This window comes from Myroides sp. WP-1, from assembly GCF_014145635.1.
Lineage (GTDB): Bacteria > Bacteroidota > Bacteroidia > Flavobacteriales > Flavobacteriaceae > Flavobacterium.
On record NZ_JACHTC010000013.1, the window covers coordinates 62,924 to 87,169 of the forward strand.

Here is a 24,246-nt window from a genome sequence, read left to right on the forward strand (position 1 = left end):
AAATAAACTATTAATTTTTTTAGCAAAAAACGCACCAAATACAGGAAACAATTCCCACTTAGTCCCCAAAATATTTACTTATTACAAGTATTATTTGTAATTTGCAATAAAAAATTCATGGATACTACAATTAACAAGATTGAACTTCGCAATCTTCAACTAGATGACTATTTGGAGCTTAAAAATTCAATGCTTGAGTCTTATACGGGAATGGAAGATCCGTATTGGAATAAGAGTGAAATTGAGAACCTATTGAGTATTTTCCCCGAAGGACAATTGGTTGTTTTGGTGGATGATATTGTTGTTGGCTCTGCCCTTTCGATCATCATTGATGAGAAAAAGGCAATGTCTACGCACAATTATGACCAGATTACAGGCTATTCTTCGTTTAGCACACACAACCCAAAAGGCAATGTTTTGTACGGGATTGACGTATTTATCCATCCTAAATATAGAGGCTTGCGCTTGGGTCGTCGTTTATACGATGCTCGTAAAGAGTTATGTGAGCAACTCAACCTAAAATCTATTGTATTTGCAGGACGAATACCCAAATACGCAAAATATGCAAATGAACTAACTCCTAAGCAATACTTAGAAAAAGTAAGAGCTAAAGAAATTAATGACCCGGTGATGTCATTCCAAATGTCGAATGATTTTCACATGGTTCGCTTGATGCGCAACTACTTAGATGGAGATAAAGAATCGAAAGATTATGCGGTTTTATTGGAGTGGAACAACATTTACTACGAAAAAGAAGTACAGTTAATCAACACCAAGAAAAGCGTCGTTCGTTTAGGATTAATCCAATGGCAAATGCGTCCATTTAACGATTTAGAGGAATTCTTTGATCAGGCGGAATTTTTCATCAATGCCGTTTCGGATTATGAAAGTGACTTTGCCATGTTCCCTGAATTGTTTACTGCTCCTTTAATGGCGGCGTATAATCACCTATCGGAAGCCGATTCTATTCGTGAACTTGCACGTTATACTACGCCAATTCGCAAGCGTTTTCAGGAGTTTGCTATTTCCTATAACATCAACATCATTTCTGGTAGTATGCCTTATATGATTGACGGGACATTATACAACGTAGGCTTCCTTTGCAAGCGCGACGGAACGTATGAGATGTATTCTAAAATTCACATTACTCCAAACGAAGTACACTATTGGGGAATGCAAGGAGGATCAGCTATTCAGACTTTTGATACCGACTGCGGAAAAATTGGAATTATCGTTTGTTACGATGTAGAATTCCCTGAACTTCCGCGTTTATTAGCAGAGGAAGGCATGGAAATTCTCTTTGTACCATTTTTAACCGATACTCAAAATGGATATACACGTGTACGCAATTGTGCCGCTGCTCGTGCTATTGAAAACGAATGTTATGTTGCCATTGCAGGATGTGTTGGAAACTTACCAAAAGTAAATAACATGGATATTCAATTTGCTCAAGCTGCTGTATTTACTCCTTCTGACTTTGCCTTTCCTACCAATGGGGTAAAAGCAGAGGCAACACCTAATACAGAAATGACTTTGATTGTCGATGTAAACCTTGATTTGCTTAAAGAACTTCACGAGCACGGTAGCGTTCGAATTATGAAAGATAGACGTTTGGATCTCTACGATTTACAAAAAAAGAAATAAGTTAAATACAATAAAAAGCCTGAAGATTATTCAGGCTTTTTATTTGCTAATTTGCGTCAAAAATTAGCATGTTTCGGATTTTATAAATGCAGAAATAACGTGATCTTTGTTACTCGTTGATGATTATAACTTCTCTTATCCCTATGAAAGAACCTGTAAACTACACACGAATAGCAGAAGCTATTGAGTATATCCAAGCAAACTTCAAGCAACAACCTCGCTTGGAAGAGGTAGCCAGTGCTTTAAATTTAAGCCCTGCACACTTTCAGCGTTTATTTACGGAATGGGCAGGTACAAGTCCGAAGAAATTCTTACAATTCACAAGTTTAGAATACGCCAAATGGCTGCTAAAAGAAAAGCAAGCTACGCTATTCGATACCACGTATGAAACGGGGTTATCCAGTACAAGTCGATTACATGATCTCTTTATCACCTTAGAAGGCATGAGTCCGGCAGAATATCAAAATGGAGGACAACAACTCTCTATTCGCTACAGTTTTGCTTCGAGTTTCTTTGGTCCACTTTTGATAGCTTCAACGACTAAAGGCATTTGTCATCTCGTTTTTATCACAGACGAAACCTTGGCACTACAAGAGCTTAAAGCTAAATTTCCACAGGCTACATTTATTCCTCAAACGGATCAATTACAACTTCAAGCGTTGCAAATTTTTCAACATACTTCGCCTGATTTGAAACAAATTAAGCTACACCTAAAAGGAACCGAATTTCAACTCAAAGTATGGCAAAGCCTGCTGGCTATTCCCATGGGCGAACTAACCACATACGGAGCAATTGCGCAAGCCATTGACAATCCTAAGGCCTCTAGAGCCGTGGGTACCGCTATTGGTAGTAATCCTGTTGCTTTTTTAATTCCTTGTCACCGCGTGATTCAATCTTCTGGGCTCTTTGGTAATTACATGTGGGGAGCAACGCGAAAAACGGCTCTTATTGGATGGGAAGGAGCTCAAGTTTACGGAGAAAAAGAACAAATTAAATAGCACAAATGATGGACTTATTTACCACTCCCGACAATGAAAAACACAATTACTTGCCCTACAATGGGACAGTACACTTTTATGGTTTTCTACTCTCAACGGAGGAAGCTGCTTTCTACTTTGATCATCTCCTGCATCACATCGAGTGGAAAAATGACGAAGCGATTATTTTCGGCAAAAAAATTATTACTAAGCGAAAGGTGGCTTGGTATGGTTCACATCCCTTTCTCTATACGTACTCCAATGTAACGCGATTTGCTTTACCTTGGACGCCAGAATTAATAGAACTCAAAACGCGCATTGAACACGCAACGGGAGAAACGTATAATTCGTGTTTGCTCAACCTGTATCACGACGGAAATGAAGGCATGGCGTGGCATAGTGATGGAGAAAAAGACTTGAAGAAAAACGGGGCTATTGCTTCTTTAAGTTTAGGTGCAACGCGAAAATTTGCATTCAAACACAAATCAACCCAAGAGAAAGTAGATTTTACCTTAGCTAGTGGTCATTTGTTGGTTATGAAAGATGAAACACAAACCTTTTGGCTCCATCGATTACCACCAACAAAAATAGTACATCACCCAAGAATTAACCTCACCTTTCGCACCATAGACAAATAAAAAAACAGCTCCCAAAACCAAGAGAGCTGTCTTAAACTAAAAACATAATAACTAACTTAACTATTCTATGGAAGAGAATAATTAAACCAATAAACAACAAAGTGCTTTTCTTACAACATGGAAGTCGGACAAACAAAAGCTGTTTTATCCAAGGTTGTAACAGGAGCTAAGCCTTGAAAGCCTCCTATCACATCTACTACCTTCAAGAATCCATGTGCGCGTAAGATAGAGGCTGCAATCATACTGCGATACCCCCCAGCACAGTACACGACTTGTGTTTTTTCTTTATCTAATGTGTTCCATTTTTGCTCTAATTCATTTAAAGAAATAAAGGTTGCATCTACTAAATGCTCTGAATGATACTCATTTTCTTTTCGAACATCTACTATAACCGCTTTTTCACTTTGAATATAAGCATCAAACTGTTGAGCTTCTAAGCGGGGAATGCGATTTAATGGGCGATTATCGGCTTTCCACGCATCGATCCCACCTTTGACAAAACCTACAGTATGATCATATCCTACACGAGAAAGGCGAATCATACTTTCTTCTTCTTTCCCTGGATCAGTAATCAAAATAAGGGGTTGTTGTAAATTTTGGATTAATTCACCTACCCAAACTGCAAATGGTCCGTTTAGACCAATATTAATACTATCGGGAATAAATCCTTCAGCAAAAGCTTGAGGTGATCTCGTATCGAGCAGCAGTACATTTCCTGTGGCAACCATTTCATCGACCATTTCCAAAGTCAAAGGTTTATAAGCGCGATTCAATACTTGATCGAGTTGTTCATATCCCCCTATATTGAGCAAGACATTTTTCGGAAAATATTGAGGAGGGGTAGCCAGCCCAGTAAGCAACTCCTCTACAAATTCATCTTCCGTCATATCAGCACGAAGAGCATAGTTGGTTTTCTTTTGATTTCCCAACGTATCTGTCGTTTCCTTACTCATGTTTTTACCACATGCACTTCCTGCTCCATGATTGGGAAACACAATTAAGTGATCCGGTAGTGGCATAATTTTGTGGCGTAGTGATTGATATAAATGTCTTGCTAATTTTTCTTGTGTTAATTCTGATTTAACCAATTGCACTAAATCAGGTCGTCCAACATCGCCAATAAACAAGGTATCTCCAGTAATTATAGCGTGTGGTTCACCTGCTTCATCAAAAATCAAATACGTACAACTTTCCATGGTATGACCAGGCGTATGTAACACTTGTATTTTTATATCTCCAACATAAAAAACTTGATTATCTGTGGCAATAATCGCATCATAACTTGGCGAAGCTGTAGGTCCAAATACAATTTGCGCACCTGTTTTTTGCATTAAATCCAAATGACCGCTAACGAAATCGGCGTGAAAATGGGTTTCGAATACATACTTAATTGACGCATTATCCTTTAGAGCACGATCGATATAAGGTTGTACATCGCGCAGGGGGTCAAAAATGGCTGCCTCCCCTTTACTTGCTATATAATAGGCCGCATGAGCGATACATCCCGTATAAATTTGTTCGATTATCATAACTACTCTTTTTTGTCAGGTAAAAGTAGATCATCTATCCCTACATAAAAATGACAATTATCATACGTCTTATGGTCATTTGAGCTTTATTTAAAGAATTAAATCCCTTTTCAATCAGAAAAAAACCACTTTTTTTTCGTAAATTGGGAAAAACTAACAATTATGAGAAATTACAAAATAGCTTCGCTTAAAAAGCTACAGGATGAAGGCAAAGATATCCATCGCTTGCCTTTTTCAATTCGCATTCTTTTAGAAAATGTATTGAGAAATCACGACGGGTTTGCTATTACGGATGAGCATATTGATACGTTAGTCAATTGGCAACCTCAACCCACAGATAAAGATATCCCTTTCAAACCTGCTCGTGTATTAATGCAGGATTTTACTGGTGTACCTGGAGTTGTAGACCTTGCTTCTTTGCGTGCAGAATATGTACGTCAAGGCAAAAATGGAGAAAAGATTACCCCCGCTATTCCAGTCGATCTTGTTATTGATCACTCTGTACAAGTAGACTATTATGGAACGGATTATTCCTATAAAGAAAATGTAACCAAAGAGTACGAGCGAAACGCAGAGCGTTATGAGTTACTCAAATGGGCCCAACAAGAATTAAAAGGCTTTACTGTTGTTCCTCCAGGAATGGGTATTTGCCATCAAGTTAATCTAGAGTATCTCGCTAAAGGGGTAATCAATCGAGATGGTTGGTTATTTCCTGACACTTTAGTAGGAACAGATTCTCATACGCCAATGGTCAATGGAATTGGTGTAATTGCTTGGGGAGTAGGAGGAATTGAGGCGGAAGCAGCCATGCTTGGTCAGCCGATTTACTTTACTTGTCCTGAAGTTGTTGGACTGAAACTAACGGGTAAAATTCCAGAAGGTGCCACTGCAACGGATATGGTACTATCGATTACCAAAGTACTGCGCAAACAAGGTGTTGTTGGAAAGTTTGTCGAAGTATTTGGAGATGCACTGGATCATTTGTCTGTAACTGATCGAGCGACAATCTCTAATATGTCACCCGAATTTGGTTGTACCGTAACGTATTTCCCGATTGACAATCAGACTTTGCATTATATGCGTCAGACCAATAGAGAAGACTCGCATGTTCAACTTGTTGAAGACTATTGCAAAGAGAATCTCTTATGGCGAACAGGAAATGAAGATATTGTTTATTCTGCTGTTGTAGAAGTTGACCTAAACACACTTGAGCCTACGGTTTCAGGGCCTAAACGACCTCAAGACAAAATTCTTGTACGCGAATTAGATCAAACGTTCTCTACCTTATTAGAAGAGGAGTACAACCGAGCATATGTAGCTGTAAAAGACAGACGCGAATCGGCTTGGTTATCTGAAGGAGGTTCTGGAACAGAATATATTTATAAACAAAAAGAAGCCGCAACTGGGCAACCGACAGAAGTTGTCAAAGAAGCTATGCATGCAGTACGCATCAAACAAAAAAACAAAGAATATGTTGTCAGTGATGGTAGTATTGTTTTAGCAGCTATTACAAGTTGTACGAATACATCAAACCCTGAAGTAATGATTGGAGCGGGATTGGTTGCACGCAAAGCGATACAACGTGGATTACGCACAAAATCATGGGTAAAAACGAGTTTAGCCCCAGGATCTAAAGTTGTAACCCATTACTTGGATCGCTCAGGTCTTTCTGAAGATTTAGAGGCTTTGCGTTTTCATACTGTAGGCTACGGCTGTACGTCGTGTATTGGAAATAGCGGTCCATTACCAGCGCCAATTGCAGAAGCGGTTACGCAGGGTGATTTAGTAGTTGCATCAGTATTATCTGGAAATAGAAACTTTGAAGCAAGGGTTCATCCACAAGTAAAAATGAATTTCTTAATGTCTCCAATGCTTGTTGTTGCGTATGCATTAGTAGGGCGTGTTGATATCAACTTATTAACAGATCCTCTGGATTATGATCCTAACGGTGAGCCTGTTTACTTAAGGGATATTTGGCCTACACATGAAGAAATCAGAGCTGTAATTAATGACTCCTTAAAGCGTGAAGACTTTAAAGAAGTTTACGATCAAATTTTCGAGGGCGAAGAAAACTGGAAAAACCTACAGGCACCTACAGGCGCTAGTTTTGAATGGAATCCGGCATCGACCTATATTCGCCATGCTCCATTTTTTGAGAACTTACCGAAAGAGCCTAAACCGTTAACAGATATCAACGGAGCTAGAGTTTTACTTTACTTAGGAGATTCTGTAACGACAGACCATATCTCGCCAGCGGGATCGTTTAATGAAGAATCCGCAGCTGGAAAATATCTTCTTTCTCAAGGGGTGAAACCTGAAGATTTCAACTCTTATGGATCAAGACGTGGAAATCACGAAGTCATGATGCGTGGTACATTTGCCAATGTGCGCATTAAAAATAAAGTTGCACAACGCGAAGGTGGATATAGTACCTATTTTCCGACAAATGAATCTTTAACGGTTTACGATGCGGCGATGAAATACAAGGAAACGGAAACACCGTTAGTCGTTCTTGCAGGAAAAGAATATGGAAGTGGTTCTTCTCGTGATTGGGCTGCTAAAGGAGCTTATTTACTGGGAATTAAAGCCGTTATTGCAGAAAGTTTTGAGCGTATTCACCGCAGTAATCTAATTGGTATGGGAATTGCTCCGTTGCAGTTCATGCCTAACCAATCAGCAGAAAGTTTAGGATTAACAGGAAAAGAAACGTATTCCATTACAGGATTAGCCAATGGCCTTACTCCTCATAAAATTGTAGAAGTAACTGCCACAGGTGAAGCAAATCAAGTGATTAAATTCCAAGCGTTGGCCCGATTCGATTCTTTAATTGAAATTGAATATTATAAAAACGATGGGATTCTTCAATATGTATTGAGGGATTTTCTAAAAAACTAAATAAAAAAAGGCTGTTCATATGAACGGCCTTTTTTTTAAACAAATCCTTGCTTGATAGCATCTTGAACTAAAGTAGCTGAATCAGGTGAACCAAAAGCAGCTTTCATTTTAGCAATTCGCTTTTTTATTGTTGGAGCGGATAAAGGCACATGATGTTCCAAATCAATAAGCTTATAGCCTTTCGCTAACAAAATTAATATCGCTCGATTGTAATCGTCATACATCACTTCTTTAAACACCATTTCTTCTAGGCACTTTTTAACTAGTGGACTTTGAAAAGAGTCTCCTCTAAGCACTGCACTAACAAGATCGATGAGTACTTGAGGTGTTATTTCATTTTTGCCAATAATATTCGTTGGTCGAATATTTTTAACAATATCGTAAATAGTCAATATTTCCGTGTGCCCTGTAATTGTAACCGTGCGGCAAGAAGGCATTTCTTTTTTGATATACCGAATAATATCTCCACCATCTTCCCAAATGGAATTTTGCCCTTTAGGAAGTGAAAAATCTACAAGCGCAAGATCATAAGGTTCTTTTTCCACAATTGCTTGATCTATCTTTTGTTTTGCTTCAGTACAATCAAAGGCTTTTTCAAAAACACAAAATTGAGCGAATGTCTCATTACTTTGTAAAGCCATTCGATATCCTTCAACAATTAAAGGATGATCGTCTACTAACAAAATTTTTTTCATACAACAAACTTTAATATCTCTATAATACAAGTCATTTACCTTTTGCAGTCTATGTATCAATTCCCCAACAGATACAATAGAAAGTAACTAGACTCTGGTTACAGTAGGTTTATAACACAACTTCCTGTTGATTGCTAATGTAAGAAAAAACACCCCTTCTTTCTGTTTCCTCTCTTATATTTATTTATTTTTTATCCCAAAAGGATAAAAGCTCTCACCAACAAAATGGAACCATCCATAAAAAAGGTCAACTAGCGCACTAGTTGACCTTTTTTTATTCTATCCTTTTTTTATACTAGCCCATTTGCAACTAAATACTCTGCAATTTGAATGGTATTTGTAGCTGCTCCTTTTCGTAAATTATCAGCAACAATCCACATATTTAGTGTATTGGGTTGAGTTTCATCACGGCGAATACGCCCTACAAAGACCTCGTTTTTTCCTTGTGCGTAAAGAGGCATAGGATACGTATTAGTATCTAAATTATCTTGCACAATGATTCCAGGTGTTTCATGTAAGAGACGACGCACATCTTCTACTTCAAAATCGCGTTCAAAAGCAACATTTACCGCTTCACTATGTCCGCCAACAACAGGAATTCGCACTGCAGTCGCTGTTACTAAAACCGTATCATCTTCTAAAATTTTCTTAGTTTCATTGACCAATTTCATCTCTTCTTTTGTATATCCATTGGCTTCAAAGACATCACAATGCGGGATTGCATTGCGGTGAATAGGATAAGCATAAGCCATTTCTCCTTTTTCACCTGCATATTCATTTTCTAATTGTTTCACTGCCTTTACTCCCGTTCCGGTGATGGATTGGTATGTTGAAACAACAACGCGTTTGACGTTGTATTTTTTATTTAAAGGAGCTAAAGCCATCACTAACTGAATTGTTGAACAGTTTGGATTTGCAATAATTTTATCTTCTTTTGTCAAACTAGTTGCATTAATCTCTGGAACAACAAGTTTTTTAGTTGGGTCCATTCTCCATGCAGAAGAGTTGTCAATAACGACTGTACCTACTTCAGCAAATTTTGGTGCCCATTCTAAAGAAATAGATCCACCTGCAGAAAAAAGAGCAATGGCCGGTTTCATCTTGACAGCTTCGGCTATTGATTGTACTACAAACTTCTTTCCTTTAAATTCTATCTCACTTCCTACTGATCGTTCAGAAGCCACAGGTATTAATTCTGTTACTGGAAAATTGCGTTCTGCTAACACTTTTAGCATAATCTCTCCTACCATTCCGGTAGCGCCTACTACTGCTACTTTCATTTTAATGAATAAAAATTATATATTGGTTACACTCATTTTTTACGTTATACCAATTGCATATCTTTAATTTGCAACTGGTTATTCACCTCTCCTTTCCACTCATTTTCTTCAATCGAATAGACTAAATCAAAAAAAGTTCGGTTTTGGATGTCATTTAGAAACTTACCGAAAGAAAAACCGATGGCACTAAATCCTTTATCTAGGTAGCCTCGTTGTCTTACATACATTTTCAAATGCTCTTGATTTGCTCCTAAGCCTCGGGCGTATCCTGTATCATATACATTCTTCGTCAAGAACACAGGGCTCATATTTTCTGGACCAAAGGGTTCAAACTGTCTTAAAATACGACAGAACTTCGGGGTAATCTCTGCAAAGTTTAAAATCGCATCTATCTCCACTTCTGGTATCAAGTCTCGATCTCGAATGGTGCTTGAGACTACTGTTTCAAATTTTGCTTTGAAGTTGTGATAATTTTCCTTCTTGCACGTCATTCCAGCGGCATACATATGTCCACCAAATTGAATCAACTCATCAGAACACGCTTCTAAAGCGGCATACAAATCAAAGTTTTTCACTGAACGTGCCGAAGCGGCTAACACATCTCCACTTGTTGTAAACACCACAGTTGGTCGATAATATGTTTCAATTAAGCGAGAGGCTACAATACCGATAACTCCTTTATGCCACGATTCTTGAAAAACAACAGTTGATTTACTATTAATCTCTTTGTTTTCTACAATTTGAACTTTGGCTTCTTCTGTTATATTTTGATCTAGTACTTTGCGTTCTTCGTTAAAGGCAATAATCATTTGTGCTGTTTCTTCGGCTTCTCTCATAGAGAAACGCGTTAACAGATCTACTGCGTAATTGCCGTGTTGTATTCTTCCTGCTGCATTAATTTTTGGTGCAACTTTAAAAACAATATCACTAACCGTATAACTGCTTTGCTTATATACATTGAGCAATGCTTGAATACCAGGTCTTGGATTGCTATTGATTACTTTTAATCCAAAAAATGCTAAAACCCTATTCTCACCTGTAATCGGAACGATATCTGCTCCAATAGCTGTTACGACAAGGTCAAGATAAGGAATCAGATCATCGATGGTTAATCCACGATTGGCCGCCAAAGCTTGTACCAATTTAAACCCGACTCCACAACCACACAACTCATCATAAGGGTAAGTACAATCATTTCTCTTTGGATCTAATACTGCTACTGCATCGGGTATTTGTTCTCCAGGCAAGTGATGATCGCAAATAACAAAATCTACTCCTTTTTGTTTGGCATACTTTACATGTTCTACAGATTTAATTCCACAATCTAGCGCAATAATCAACTGAATATCATTATCTGCAGCATAGTCAATACCTTGATAAGAAACGCCATATCCTTCTTTATAACGATCGGGAATATAGCGATCTACGTCTGGATAATAGGATTGAATATAGGAATAAACCAAAGATACAGCTGTAGTTCCATCCACATCATAATCGCCAAAAACCATTATTTTCTGTTTATTCGCAATGGCTTCCTCTATTCTTTTCACCGCTTTATCCATATCTTTCATCAGATAAGGATCGTGTAAATCAGCTAAAGACGGTCGAAAGAAACGTTCTGCTTCTTGGAAAGTAGTAATCCCACGATCAACGAGTAGTTGAGCTAAAACAGGATCGATTCCCAATACTTGAACTAAATGGTTAACGCTTTTTTGATCTTTTATCTCTTTTAATGTCCACCGCATTATTGTTGTTTATGGTAATGAATATTGGTTTCTACTTTAGCAAACTGCGTAAACATATGCATTACTCCACAATATTTCTCAACCGATAGTTCTACTGCTTTTTTAAGCTTAGCCTCATCTAAATTAGGGCCATAGAAGTGGTAATCTACAATAACGGTATGGTAAACAGCAGGATCTTCATCTGTTAATTTTCCTTCTGTTTCAATTTTGAAATCGGTTACATCCAATCTCATTTTTTTAATTAAAGAAGCAACATCTAAGCCAGAACAACCAGCCAATGCAGACAACATCAACGCTTTGGGTCTAAAACCCATATTATCTCCTCCATTTTCTGGTCCAGCATCAATTCGCATGGTTTCTCCACTTGGATTCGTTGATTCAAATTGCATATTCTCTAACCAAGTAGTGGTAACTTTATGTGACATCATTTATTCTCATTTTTATCAAATGTATCAAAAAATATTAAGGATTAATCTTTTCAAAACGTTAATAATTAACGTAAAAGAGGCGACGTTTATTCTAATATACCTATCTAAATTAGAATAAAAAACGGCAATAAAAGCCAGTTTTAGTTTTTACATGTACTCTTGTAAGATACTTAGCTACAAAAATTGACACAAAGCAGTAGAATAATTTCAATTGCGTAAAATGAAAAAGGAGTTGAACTTTTACAGCTACAACTCCTTTTACTTTTTTATTTTTTTCCTGCCACTATAACAACTATTTCTCCTTTCGGCGGTTTCTCTTCGAAGTGTTTGAGAACTTCTACTACCTCACCTCTTACGGTTTCTTCGTGTAGCTTAGACAATTCTCTTGAAACAGAAATCACGCGATCACCACCAAAATAAGTTTGAAACTCTCCAAGGGTTTTCACCAATTTGTGCGGCGAGACATAAATAATCATTGTTCTTGTTTCTTCTGCTAATTGCAAATAACGCGTTTGACGTCCTTTCTTGTCTGGTAAAAAACCTTCAAAGACAAATTTATCATTTGGCAAACCACTATTCACTAAAGCGGGGACAAAGGCTGTTGCTCCAGGTAAACACTCTACTTCTACCTTATTTTCAATACAGGCCCTGGTCAACAAAAAGCCAGGATCTGATATTGCAGGAGTACCTGCATCGGAAATTAGTGCAAATGATTCGCCTGTTTGCATGCGTCTCACTAAACTTTCTACCGTTTTGTGTTCATTGTGCATGTGATGACTCATCATGGGTGTATTCACCTCAAAGTGTTTCAACAATTTGCCACTATTTCTCGTGTCTTCTGCTAAAATATAATCTACCTCCTTTAATACCTTAATGGCGCGAAAGGTCATATCTTCTAAGTTGCCAATCGGAGTTGGTACAACGTATAATTTCCCCATAATCTTATTCGAAACGCTTTTCTATTAGCGCCATAAAACGCTCTGCATATTCTTCTTTACCTTCCCAATTGTTGTATTCTGGTTTTACCAAGTGCTCTACAAAACTCTTTGCTTCATCAAACGTACTCACTGTGTTCAATTGAGACAACACGCGATTAAAGTCTTCAGAACTATTAGAGAACAAATGTTTTTCAAATGCAATGCGATCATTTAATCCTACCATGATCGTACCGCGATAAATATCGTTAATTGTTTTCTTTACAATTCGAGGTTCTCTAACGGATACTTGATCTAGGTTAAACAACATATTTTGTTGATTCTCCGTTTTTTCCTCTTCCTTTGTTTGGGCCTCCTCTTTCTCTTCTTGTTCTTCCTTTTGTTGTGCGAAGAAACTAGCAGTACTTTGTACTTCTTCTGTCTCTACTGGTTGTTCCGTTCCAAGACGCTCAAACATGTGATCATCGACCAAGATTGTATCTTCTTTTGCTATATCTTCAACGCGAATAAACTCAATTTCCCCAAAATCAAACCCTTCAAAAGGATTATCCTCTCTTTGATCTGTTGTTAAGGAGACAAATACATCTTCTTCTACAATTTCCTCTTCATTTCGTTCAAAAGTCGCAGTATTTGATGTTTCCGTTACCATTTGATCTGCTAGTTCCTGCTCTTCAAAAGATTCTAAAGCATCTTCTTCTGTATCTATTTCATCTTCCTCCTCTTCTTCTTCAATTTCATGCTCCAATTCAATCTCAATTTCAGCTTCTTCTTCTAATTCGACTTCAATTTCAATTTCCTCTTCCTCAACTAGATCATCACCGAAATGGGTTTGTTCTTGTATTTCTTCTTCCTTGATTTCTGACTCAAATTCATCTTTTTCTTCTTTCTCCAGTTCTTCCTCTAAGGTTGCTTGTTCTTCCTTAGCATCAGCAAATGCTTCAAAATTGACCACCGTTTCTTTTTCTGCTTCTACTACGATAGGATAATCTTCCACGATTAAATCAGTTGGAATCTGTGAGCGCATTTCTTCTTCTTCAACCGCAGGTTGTTCAACAGGTACTGTTTCTTGCTTGGTTGTTTCCGCAACAGTTAACCCACTTAATTTTTCTACTAACTGATCTTCAGTGATGTCTTTTACAAGTCCTAAAGCTAGGTTATCTTGATAAAATTTTAAAATTTGAAGCTTTTCATATAGTTCTTTTGCTTCAACATACAACTTATCCACATCAGTATCTTTCATCTGCAATACGCGATGAACGATGCTCAACAACTCTGCCTCTAAGACTTTCTTCATAACTTTTAATTTCATTTAGTAAATTATACAAGCTTTTTTTGATAAATTTGTCCTTCACAAAGTAACAAAAAAACTACTGGTTTCAGCCTGAAAATTACAAAATGTTTCTAGAAATTCCTGTTAATCACAAAGAGCAGTTTGGATGGATCGAAGTAATCTGTGGATCAATGTTTTCTGGAAAAACAGAAGAACTGATTCGCCGATTGAAAAGAGCGCAATTTGCCAAACAAAAAGTCGAAATTTTTAAACCCGCTGTAGACACGCGTTACCACGATGAATACGTGGTATCACACGATGCGAATGAGATAAGATCGACTCCTGTTCCCACAGCGGATAGCATTCGACTCTTGGCGAGTGGTTGTGATGTAGTGGGGATTGATGAGGCTCAATTCTTCGATGCTGAGATTGTCCACGTTTGCAATGAATTGGCCAATTCGGGTATTCGCGTTATCGTTGCTGGTTTGGATATGGACTTCAAAGGTAATCCATTTGGACCGATGCCGGCGTTGATGGCCACTGCAGAATATGTCACCAAAGTGCACGCTGTATGTACACGTACAGGTAACTTGGCTCACTATAGCTACAGAAAAGCCGCGAGTGAAGATATTGTTATGCTTGGTGAAACTGAAGAATACGAACCTTTAAGCAGAGCGGCGTATTACAACGCAATGCGAGAAGCTGAGAAGCTGAAAAAAGAAAAACCCAAACCCTGATTATATAGATTAAACGCTTTATGAGAAAAATATACCAAATTTATCTGGACTCTTATCGAGGTTTATCCTCAGCATCTTGGATGTTAGCCATTGTCATGTTAATCAATAGAGCCGGATCGATGGTATTTCCTTTCTTAGGTGTTTATATGAGTAAAGAACTCCACTTTAAGGATGAGCAAACGGGATATGTTCTAGCTTGTTATGGTATCGGATCGATGATCGGTTCAACCATTGGAGGATGGATTACGGATAAAATCGGAAATTACAAATTACAGTATTTGAGTTTATTGGGAAGTATACCCATGTTTATCTTATTGCCTCATTTTACCTCTGTGGTTAGTTTGGCTATTATGATTCTCGTTCAAAGTACAATTAGTGAAATGTTTCGTCCTGCCAACTCTGTTGCCATTACTAAATACGCTAGACCCGAAAATATTACACGTGCCTTTTCTCTCAATCGAATGGCGGTAAATTTGGGCTTTTCTATTGGTCCGGCTATGGGTGGGATGTTAGCTGCGATTTCTTACTCATTGTTATTTTACATCAATGCAGGTGCTGCCTTCTTTGCTGCTATAGTATTCATTTACTTTTTTAAAGGACGTAAGGAAAACCCCAAGCCAACAGTTTCTATTGAGGATGACAATGATATTACGTTAGGTACGTCAAGCACTAAGCGTCAATCTCCTTATAAAGATGGTTTATTCCTTTTTTACAGCTTTTTCTGTACATTGTATTCCATCGCATTTTTACAACTCTTTAGCACGTTACCTATCTTTTACGAAAAAGTAGGGGGCCTCAATGAGTTTCAAATTGGGCTTGTATTGGGGTATAGCGGTTTGTTGATTTTCCTAACTGAGATGCTATTAGTACACCTAGCAGAACGCCATTTGACTACGCAAAAAACGATTTTTTATGGCGCTTTAGTTGCTCCTTTTGCTTTTTTAATTTTTCTATTAGATTACAGCATTGTTTCCATCATTTTATCAATTACCCTATTAAGTGTATCGGAAATGTTGATCTTCCCTTATACCTCAACGGTAACGGCTATGCGTGCAGATGACAATAGCAAAGGCTCTTATATGGGAGTAAATGGATTGACTTTTGCGGTTGGATTCATCATCTCTCCTGTTTTAGGAACAAAACTCGTTTCTTATTTTAGTTATGATGTGTTGTGGATTGTTATGGGATCTATCTTTTTGGTTGCTGCTTTTGGATTAAATTATACCGTTGGCAAAATGGTTCAACCGAAAGTATAAGTACTCTCGTTGCATTTCTATTTTTTTACTAAAATAAATAAAAAATCGTTAGTTATTGATTACAAACAGGATAGCTCAAGAGACACAAAAAATATATGTTAAAATTTAAAACTCTAAATAAAATCGAGCTTTTAAGCCTTGCATTGTATATAATTTGTTCTATATTTGCACTCGCATTAACAAAATAATGCAGTCCAATATATGGCGAGGTAGCTCAGTTGGTTAGAGCGCAGGATTCATAACCCTGAGGTCACGGGTTCAACTCCCGTCTTCGCTACAAGGTAAAAAGACTTAATCTATCGATTAAGTCTTTTTTTTATTCCTTTATAAATTCAAAATCAATTTCCATTTCCTTATTTGAAACCTTTGCTTTGAGTTTACCCTCTTCTAATTTATAGGCAATATGAGTTGGAAAATCATGGGTTTCGTTTACACAAACAAAAGAATTCTCTTGTAACTCCGTCATGGCAAATGTAACTGTATCGGCGTCGTCTGCAGTTTTTACGACCAAGTTCCACTGTTCATCAGCTAATATCAAACGCATATATTCTTTGCTTATCGTATCTCCTTGTGCGAGTGTATAACCAATTCCATCGTACTGAGAAGCGCTTGTTTTATTCCAAGACTCAAAAGTTGAACGCCCCTCTTGGTCATTGGTTCTCTTCCAGTTTCCTAAAAGCCAATCTATAGATGCTGTTTGTGCAACTCCTTCTTGAAGTTGATCTAGGTCTACTACGGTGTTCTTCTTATCTTCTTTACAAGAACCTAAGGCAAGGGCTAATACGACTAATACGACTATTTTTTTCATGGTTTTTGGTTTTTGTTAATTGGAAATAATAAATTAAAGATAATACTTTACTTCCTATCAAATACAGAGATCTCAGCTTAAACTTAGATTCTATTATTCCAATAACATCACAAAGATCTATTCTCAAATTCCAAATTCCAGGAATCTTGTAATACTCTAGCACTCGGAGCCCAACAAGGAATAAGTTTTCGATCATTAGAATAAGAAAGACTACTTTCATAAAGATTACAATTGTAATAAACATTGTGTATCTCACCATTGCGTATAATCCATGTAGACTCGACAGTTGGCACTGCGTCTACCCAGGTATAAACTGTTCTTCTGTTGTCCGTAATAAAAGAGCTAGCATATAAAAATTCTTTGTAGTAGGTATTAAATATATAGTATTCATCTGTGTTACCAGAAGGAAGTAACACCCAAAAACCATTAACAACCTTACCTCCTGGCTTCCAACCAAATACCTCTCGTCTTTTCTTAGCGGTATCCATATATAGTGAAGCGTAGAAATAATGCTGCCCATAGTAATTGTTATAGATAGTGAATATCGGAAGCTCTTTAAAGTACTTGTTTTCGTTTCTTTTTATGATCTCAGTAACTAAATCTTTGGTGTAGAAATCCATCGCAATTATCCCTATATGTGCTGCTTCGTTTCGAGAATTATCGACCTGCTTTGCCCCCAATCCCTCTTTAAAATCACGAGTAATAGCGGGTAGCAATATACCGGCAAATGACTTTGGGCTTGACAAGGGGGGATTTGTTGCGCTACAATGATTTAGGTATAAGGTAGGATTACCACCGTTTCTGTTTACTCTTGCTGATTCATTAACCAAATTAACAATCTTTCCCCTTTTACTCGATACCGATGTGTCTGAGTAATCGTCTTGCACTTTGATCGAACTATAAGGTATTCCAGGAACAGATAATACATTAGAAAGAACAACTATCTTTCCTCTAACGCTACCTAGGTTTGGGATAGAAGTTTCTAAATACATTTTTTGATGATATTCACCGTATTTCGTATCAAAAACAGCACGAAACTCTGCATCTGAAACTGAAGAATTTTCTTGCTTAATTCTCATAATAATTGTTTCAGAACTATTGGTGTTCAAGAAATTTAAACACTGAATCAGCACATCTCCAAAATTAATGTTCAGGTAAAATTGTCCGTGATGAATAGTAAATACACCATCAATTACACAGCATCTTATATCAAGATAACGAATGCCATCTTCCAATTGTTTTTTTATTGTACAGTCAGAATTCTGCGCTGCAACATATTCATCAATCCCAGGAGCTTGTCCAGATTGCCCTTTTCGGGCACAACTATCATGTGTTCCTGGTATTGATATGTGAGCAATGCTCTTACTATCTTCGATACAACTCATCCAGTTTTTGGTATCACTTAACAATGAATATCTCATATACATCTTCTTTAAAATTAATCAATATTTAAATTTTATAATGCACCCGCTACGGTTGCTTTATCAATCAAAAAAATCAGCTATTCGACTACGGATTTACTACAAAAAGGAAGGATTTACTTGTCTTGCTTATTGTTTTGCAAGACTAATCCCTGATAAATCTAAGAACTCGTAAACGGATTATTTTTCTACGCTAGAAACAAATATTATGCCCTATCTTTTTATCAAGCACAATATTTTTTTCAAGTATTTATAACTTTGAATCGTGTAATTTCTATCTAATTATTTAACTAGAATAACCGCTATTAGCCCACTAATTCTTCCTCCACTAGAAGCGCCCCTTGTTACTTATGCCTTTATAGTGAGATGAAGTAAGTTAAAACTGCTTAGGTTATACTTTGTATCGTGCAAAGTCAAAAGAATGCAAGTACATTATTTCCAATCCAAACACAAACCTTTAGGGGTATTGCATCAGACTTATTTAAGAGCTACCTGACCAATACGCCTATTCACAAAAGACATCATATTAGATTAAAGAGTTCTCTTATTTAAAATGTAAACCGAGTTTTTATTATTTTTCCTTCCTAAACTTTACCTAAAAAGGTGAAGCTATTTCTAAAAACTAAATATATTTGCTCTATTCATGATGAAGTACAATCGACATATTGCCCAATTTTTATGCCTCCTATTTGTGTTGTTAGGTGCAGAAAAGATTAATTTCTTCGCTCAACAGGATTGCGAGTCGAAGATCTCCTTTTGTCCGATTGCCAATATGTATGTATACCAGCTAGGGACTTCTTCTGCAGATCATGCAGGAAAAACCACCAAAAGTAAAAACTGTAAAGCAACCAACATTAGCTGTGAGACTTTCTTTATTGCCCAAACGGTAGAGCATCCCCAAACCAAAAGGCGCATTTCTTTTGTTGAGAAGCAGTACTTCTACAAACCTGTCATCCATTCGAATCCATATATAACACTAGTAGATCCTCCTCCTAATGTTAAGCCAGTATAAATTAAAGAGCTCTAAATAGGGCTCTTTTTTTGTGTATTGAAATAAAAAAAGGGCTACTTAAAATAAGTAGCCCTAATGGGAAGTAAAATTTGTTGTTTATAGCGGCTCTGAATTTACATTTTTACAATAATAAATTCACTTCTTCTATTCTCTTGGTGTTGTTCTTTCGAACAAGGCACTCCATTTGCACATGAATTAATCAATTGACTTTCTCCATAGCCTCTTCCTGTAAGGCGATCTGGATCTATACCTTGATCAATCATCCACTTCATGGTTGATTTTGCTCTGCGATCAGACAACTTCATGTTGTAAGCGTCATTACCTCTGCTATCTGTATGCGAACGAACATCAATGCTAATATTTGGATATAGTTTTAATACCTCAACCACTTTAGCAAGTTCTGCAGCTGCATCTGGACGAATATTGGCTTTATCAAAATCAAAATAAATTGGTTGTAATTTCAATTTTTTGAACAGGTCATCGTCTTCTGTAATGGTTTCTTGTACGGGTTCAAGTCCTATTTCCACTTTGTTGACAGCGCCTAATTCAAAACTCATTGTTTGTGCAATTTCTTTGGTTTGGAATCCTGTAGCTTCTGCTTTTAGGCGGTATTTCTTACCACAATCTAAATCAGCAAGTGCAAATCTTCCTTGATCATCTGCCTGGATACTATCTAAAACCGTATATGTTGCATCGTACAAGGTAATTTTACTTCCTGCTAGAGATTCTCTAGTAGAAGCATTAAATACCCAACCGTCAATACTTTGTTTACAGATAATTTCTTTCTTCTCTTGTACAAAGTAGATATCATCTCCTCCTATTCCTCCTGCTCTATTGGAGCTAACAAAACCTTTCTTGGCTTTTGGATCAAAATAGTATCCAAAATCATCAGCCGGGCTGTTCATGGGTTCGCCAATATTGGTAACCGTCCCAAAAGAACCATCGACGTTAATCTTCGCCATAAAGATGTCTAATCCTCCTAAACCAGGTCGGCCATCGGTAGAAAAGTACAGCATATAATCACTAGAAATAAACGGAAATGTTTCCCTTCCTTCTGTATTAATTTGCTTGCCAATATTTTCGACTTTACCAAAACTTTCGTCTGCTAGTATTTCAACGCGAAACAAATCACTTTGTCCGATTGATCCACTTCGATCCGAAACAAAGTACAACCATTTATCATCAGGAGTTAGTGCAGGATGTGCATTATTTGCCTTAGGATCATTGATTGTTAATGCAATAGGTTTGCTCCAAGTTCCATCTTCCATTCGCGTAGATTTGAACAATTGCAGCAAAGCATTTTTGTATCTATTTTGTTGCACATCATCTTTAATAGCTGTTGCGTTTTGTGTAAAATAGACCGTATTTCCCTCTTTAGTAAAAACAGCAGTAGATTGATTAATCGTTTGATCTTCTTGCTTAAAAAACAATTGAGGATCTTCAAAGCTTCCGTCGTTATTGATTGTAGAAGCATACAAACTTGTATAAGCTTCGTTGGTCCACTTGTGTACTTTGTTCCCTGAAACCTCAGCCGAATTTCTGGCTGAAGTATAAATCAATTGTCCTTTATAGATAGTGGCTCCATAATCTGAAAACGCACTGTTTAATTCTAATGCTGCTACTTCATAACGATTAGAGCGCTTTTCAATATCTGCTCTGTAATTATTCTTGTTCGCCTCGAATAATTGAGCACGAGAATCGCTTTGTTCTAGAGCAGTAAACTTAGCCATGTAAGTATCTGCCTCATCGTACTTTTGCATCGCACGCAACGTTTGCGCATAGCGATAGTAGTACTCTGATCCTATGGATTCCTGACTTTCTTTGGCGAATTGAAATAGTTCTTGATACCATTTATTAGCTTCTACTAGCTTTCCATTGAAATAATAAGCATCTCCAAGTTTTTGCAAGGTATTTACACTCTTGAATCCTTTTTCAACTGCTTTTTCATAAATTTCTATGGCATTGATATACTCGTACTTTTCAAATCTTTGATCTGCTTTATTCTCGCGTTTTTCTTGAGCCCATCCTATAGATGTTGTAAACGCTATGGAAGATAAAACTAGTAAAGTAATTAATCTTTTTTGCATAATTTATCATCTTTAGGTTAGAAGAAACGCGGAGAAGTTTTTCTCGTGTATCGATTAAAAATATCGGCACGCAAGAAGAACTCATGCGATCCACTGTTGTAATGGCGTAGTTTGGATGTATCGGCATCATAAGAATACCCTACAAACAGCGTTTCATTAATTTGGAATCCGACTAAACCGCTAACGGCTGCATCCCAACGATAAGCAATTCCTGCAGTAAACTTGTCGAGAAACAAAAAGTTAGCTGTCAAATCCAATTGTACAGGTGCTCCTTGCACTGCTTTCATCAAGAAAGCAGGTTTGAACTTCACATCTGGATTGATTTCAAATACATATCCCCCCATCAAATACACTTGCATGCGTTGTTTCATTGTTGTCACCTCATTATCATCATAGCGATGTGTTTCTAAGAAACTAGGTACAGACAATCCCAAATAGGAACGATCAGAATAGAGATAAACTCCAGCACCGATATTAGGGGTAAATTTGTTGGTAATATTTTCTTGAATATTCACGTCTGAAGGATCAAATGGATGTCCTTTGGCATAATCAACATTTAGTAAATCAGCCGATGCTTTTAATCCAAATGCCAACTGATAGTGGTAGTTTAATTTTACTTTATAGGAAACATCCACTGCAATATTGTTCTCGTCCATGATACCTATTTTCTCATTGACAAAAGAGAATCCAATTCCAACATTGGAATCATTAATGGGTGTAGAGACAGAAAAACTTGCTGTTTTAGGTGCACCATCTAATCCTACCCATTGCGTTCTATAGTTTCCAAATAAACTTAATACTTCTCTATTCCCTGCATAAGCTGGGTTATAGATTGACGTATTGTACATGTATTGGGCAAACTGTGGTTCTTGTTGAGCAAAACCTTGTTGAGCAGCACTTATTAATACTAAGGCTATACCAACTTTTTTGAGTTTGTTTATAAATTTCATCCTTATTATTAATTTGTTTCTAAATGTAAATACCCGGCTTTCTTAATCGTTCTCGACACTCCCTCTTTTTCTACTTCATAAACGATTACATAATAATAGGTGCCTGAAGGAAGCTTTTCGCTATCGTTTAACGTCATTTTTCCTTTGGAATAACCATCAAAAACATTTCCGTTTGAATCGTAATTTTTGGTTTCAAAAACTTTTGCTCCCCATCTGTTATAGATTTGGACACTATTGTTTGGAAATCTCTGAATATTATCGATGAGGAAATAATCATTTACTCCATCGCCATCAGCTGTAACAATATTGTAGATTACAACATCTCCTTCCAAGAGCCAATCTGTTTTTACGGTTGCCAATGTAAAATACCCCAAACCTTTTACTGATGTGGGTGTAGTAATACGGCGAGCACTAACATCTACAATTCCACCTTCGTCTACCCATATTTTTTTCACCTCATCCCAACGGACAATGTGTAAATCTTTTTCTGGACTGTTTAGAACTTCTGGTGAAGTAGTACGCTCATCCCATGTCAGTTCAAGAATGACATTTTTTTCTTCTTTACTACCTTTACTTACATACCAATATTCATTTGTATTTAACGTGTTAATTACTCCTGAAGCATTAGCATGCGCTGTAAAAAATGCCTGATCGTTATATTTATACGCTCCAGCATATACTTCTTCTTTATCTGGTGCGGTAATATAAGCAGCGCGATAGTACCCTTTGTTTCCAATAGGAAAGGTAAAAGCTTCATTTCCTACTTTGTCAATGGTTCCATCAACATGACTTTCGTCTGTTGCATCGTTAGCTTTTGCTCCTTTTAAAAAGGCAAAAGCTCCTTTTTCATCGTCTATGGTTACAATGCCATCCAAGAAATCAACTTCTCCTTTTGCCGAAATTCCATTTGCTACATAAAAAGCACTTTTCGCTGTTGAGTTGTTAAATTCAAGGTGATTGAAACGAATCAACTGGTTTCCGTCAATTGCTTGTCTTTGATTAGATGTAAAAATAGTTTTCCCTGATGTTTTCAGTTTACCTTCTTCTCTGAAATCGAATAGTCCGTTATTCGTCAGATCTCGATATACATACAACGTACCGTTGTTAAATACCATGGCATTTTCTTTGTTTTCTAAGGAGAATAGCGTTGCCATTTCTGTATTGGGCATAATGTACAAACCTCCGTAATTAACAGTTTGTCCAAACGCTAAACCACCAGTCAAGACCAAAGAGCCAAGCAAGATTTTGTGGTTTATCTTCATCTGCTACTTATTCTTTAACAACGAAAACAATATTCATCACTGAGTAAGGATTACCCGTTCCAAGTACCTCATATGTCATTTTTCCATCTGCTTGAATAACGATATTAGAAAACACCGTTGCATCGTAATCTGTTACATAATAATATAAATCTGTTGCTTCTGGAAAATGAGGTATAACAGCAGGTGCTCCAATGCTACTAGCTGTATTACCTACTAAGGTAAATTGATTCACATATTCTTGGTACAAATCTTTGTTTCCAGCACCAGGTGTTCCTGTATTAAAAACAATTGAAGGCATGTAGAAGAATTTTACGGCTTTATTATCTGAAGTCACCATCTGTTGCCATTTTGTTCCATCATTGTAATAAAATCCAGGTACAACATCATTTTGTCTTTTTGTATTGTACACCGTCATACCTGCTACATGCGCTTGTAATGGAGCGAAATCTGTTGTACTAACCAACTCTAATCTTGGCAATAACAATCCTTTATTTGATGCTTCAATTTCAAGCATGGCATTAGCGTTGATTGTAGGTGTTCCTCCCACTTTTGTTTGAGCAACAGCAACAGTGCTTAACACTGAAAATAAAAATCCTAAATATATCTTTTTCATCTTGTTGTTTAATTTTAGTTTAAAATGATGGGGCTCTAGGTTGTACTAGTAGACACCCATCATT

General features: G+C 37.0%; 20 protein-coding genes and 1 tRNA gene. 8 read left to right on the plus strand and 13 right to left on the minus strand.

What is annotated here, in order from left to right; translation table 11 throughout:
* The first annotated feature begins 117 nt into the window (after positions 1–117).
* The 3 genes from H4K33_RS12020 to H4K33_RS12030 all read left to right on the plus strand — a co-directional run bounded on the left by H4K33_RS12020 (position 118) and on the right by H4K33_RS12030 (position 3,259).
* Positions 118–1,644 (plus strand): GNAT family N-acetyltransferase, encoded by a 1,527-nt coding sequence (locus tag H4K33_RS12020; RefSeq protein ID WP_182649278.1) that lies wholly within the window; start codon positions 118–120, stop codon positions 1,642–1,644.
* 143 nt (positions 1,645–1,787) lie between these two features.
* Positions 1,788–2,642, plus strand: a complete 855-nt coding sequence (locus tag H4K33_RS12025; RefSeq protein ID WP_182649280.1) for a methylated-DNA--[protein]-cysteine S-methyltransferase — start codon at positions 1,788–1,790, stop codon at positions 2,640–2,642.
* Between the two features lie 8 nt (positions 2,643–2,650).
* Positions 2,651–3,259, plus strand: a complete 609-nt coding sequence (locus H4K33_RS12030; RefSeq protein WP_182649352.1) for an alpha-ketoglutarate-dependent dioxygenase AlkB — start codon at positions 2,651–2,653, stop codon at positions 3,257–3,259.
* 110 nt (positions 3,260–3,369) lie between these two features.
* On the opposite strand, the gene H4K33_RS12035 is transcribed toward H4K33_RS12030, so the two are convergent.
* Positions 3,370–4,788 (minus strand): rhodanese-like domain-containing protein, encoded by a 1,419-nt coding sequence (locus H4K33_RS12035; RefSeq protein WP_182649282.1) that lies wholly within the window; start codon positions 4,786–4,788, stop codon positions 3,370–3,372.
* Between the two features lie 162 nt (positions 4,789–4,950).
* On the opposite strand from H4K33_RS12035, the gene acnA reads away from it, so the two are divergent.
* A complete protein-coding gene (gene acnA / locus H4K33_RS12040; protein ID WP_182649285.1) occupies positions 4,951–7,683 on the plus strand; it encodes an aconitate hydratase AcnA in 2,733 nt (910 codons plus the stop codon).
* A 35-nt stretch (positions 7,684–7,718) separates the two neighbouring features.
* On the opposite strand, the gene H4K33_RS12045 is transcribed toward acnA, so the two are convergent.
* The 6 genes from H4K33_RS12045 to H4K33_RS12070 form a co-directional block, all read right to left on the minus strand.
* Positions 7,719–8,378, minus strand: a complete 660-nt coding sequence (locus H4K33_RS12045; protein ID WP_182649287.1) for a response regulator — start codon at positions 8,376–8,378, stop codon at positions 7,719–7,721.
* Positions 8,379–8,668: 290 nt separating this feature from the next.
* Entirely contained in the window at positions 8,669–9,658 is a 990-nt protein-coding gene (locus H4K33_RS12050; protein WP_182649289.1) for an aspartate-semialdehyde dehydrogenase, read from the minus strand.
* Between the two features lie 44 nt (positions 9,659–9,702).
* Complete coding sequence (recJ, locus tag H4K33_RS12055) at positions 9,703–11,403, minus strand: single-stranded-DNA-specific exonuclease RecJ (RefSeq protein ID WP_182649291.1); 1,701 nt, start codon at positions 11,401–11,403, stop codon at positions 9,703–9,705.
* Positions 11,403–11,828: an OsmC family protein gene (locus H4K33_RS12060; protein ID WP_182649354.1), complete on the minus strand. Its 426-nt coding sequence runs from the start codon at positions 11,826–11,828 to the stop codon at positions 11,403–11,405. Before H4K33_RS12060 ends, recJ begins: the two co-directional genes overlap by 1 nt.
* Before the next feature lie 269 nt (positions 11,829–12,097).
* Entirely contained in the window at positions 12,098–12,769 is a 672-nt protein-coding gene (gene rsmI / locus H4K33_RS12065) for a 16S rRNA (cytidine(1402)-2'-O)-methyltransferase (protein ID WP_182649293.1), read from the minus strand.
* Between the two features lie 4 nt (positions 12,770–12,773).
* Positions 12,774–14,060 carry a hypothetical protein gene (locus tag H4K33_RS12070; RefSeq protein WP_255493680.1) on the minus strand — a complete coding sequence of 429 codons (1,287 nt, stop codon included), beginning with the start codon at positions 14,058–14,060 and terminating at the stop codon, positions 12,774–12,776.
* 101 nt (positions 14,061–14,161) lie between these two features.
* On the opposite strand from H4K33_RS12070, the gene H4K33_RS12075 reads away from it, so the two are divergent.
* The 3 genes from H4K33_RS12075 (at position 14,162) to H4K33_RS12085 (ending at position 16,306) form a co-directional block, all read left to right on the plus strand.
* Positions 14,162–14,773, plus strand: coding sequence for a thymidine kinase (locus H4K33_RS12075; protein WP_182649298.1), 612 nt, complete (start codon positions 14,162–14,164; stop codon positions 14,771–14,773).
* 20 nt (positions 14,774–14,793) lie between these two features.
* A complete protein-coding gene (locus H4K33_RS12080; RefSeq protein ID WP_182649300.1) occupies positions 14,794–16,029 on the plus strand; it encodes an MFS transporter in 1,236 nt (411 codons plus the stop codon).
* A 203-nt stretch (positions 16,030–16,232) separates the two neighbouring features.
* Positions 16,233–16,306 (plus strand) — tRNA-Met (locus tag H4K33_RS12085).
* Between the two features lie 39 nt (positions 16,307–16,345).
* On the opposite strand, the gene H4K33_RS12090 is transcribed toward H4K33_RS12085, so the two are convergent.
* Together H4K33_RS12090 and H4K33_RS12095 are read right to left on the minus strand one after the other, a co-directional pair.
* Positions 16,346–16,837, minus strand: a complete 492-nt coding sequence (locus H4K33_RS12090; protein ID WP_182649302.1) for a DUF6265 family protein — start codon at positions 16,835–16,837, stop codon at positions 16,346–16,348.
* A gap of 107 nt (positions 16,838–16,944) precedes the next feature.
* A complete protein-coding gene (locus H4K33_RS12095) occupies positions 16,945–18,258 on the minus strand; it encodes a phosphatidylinositol-specific phospholipase C (protein WP_182649304.1) in 1,314 nt (437 codons plus the stop codon).
* Between the two features lie 643 nt (positions 18,259–18,901).
* On the opposite strand from H4K33_RS12095, the gene H4K33_RS12100 reads away from it, so the two are divergent.
* The gene (locus H4K33_RS12100) at positions 18,902–19,270 is read left to right on the plus strand and encodes a hypothetical protein (protein WP_182649306.1); all 369 of its coding nucleotides are present in this window, start codon (positions 18,902–18,904) and stop codon (positions 19,268–19,270) included.
* A 113-nt stretch (positions 19,271–19,383) separates the two neighbouring features.
* On the opposite strand, the gene H4K33_RS12105 is transcribed toward H4K33_RS12100, so the two are convergent.
* From H4K33_RS12105 to H4K33_RS12120, 4 genes are read right to left on the minus strand one after another with little or no spacing between them, the layout of a single operon-like run.
* Positions 19,384–21,357 (minus strand): OmpA family protein, encoded by a 1,974-nt coding sequence (locus tag H4K33_RS12105; RefSeq protein ID WP_182649308.1) that lies wholly within the window; start codon positions 21,355–21,357, stop codon positions 19,384–19,386.
* Between the two features lie 17 nt (positions 21,358–21,374).
* Positions 21,375–22,307 (minus strand): type IX secretion system membrane protein PorP/SprF, encoded by a 933-nt coding sequence (locus H4K33_RS12110; RefSeq protein ID WP_182649310.1) that lies wholly within the window; start codon positions 22,305–22,307, stop codon positions 21,375–21,377.
* Between the two features lie 8 nt (positions 22,308–22,315).
* Entirely contained in the window at positions 22,316–23,569 is a 1,254-nt protein-coding gene (locus H4K33_RS12115; RefSeq protein WP_182649312.1) for a gliding motility-associated C-terminal domain-containing protein, read from the minus strand.
* A 7-nt stretch (positions 23,570–23,576) separates the two neighbouring features.
* The gene (locus H4K33_RS12120; RefSeq protein ID WP_182649314.1) at positions 23,577–24,182 is read right to left on the minus strand and encodes a hypothetical protein; all 606 of its coding nucleotides are present in this window, start codon (positions 24,180–24,182) and stop codon (positions 23,577–23,579) included.
* Positions 24,183–24,246 lie beyond the last annotated feature (64 nt).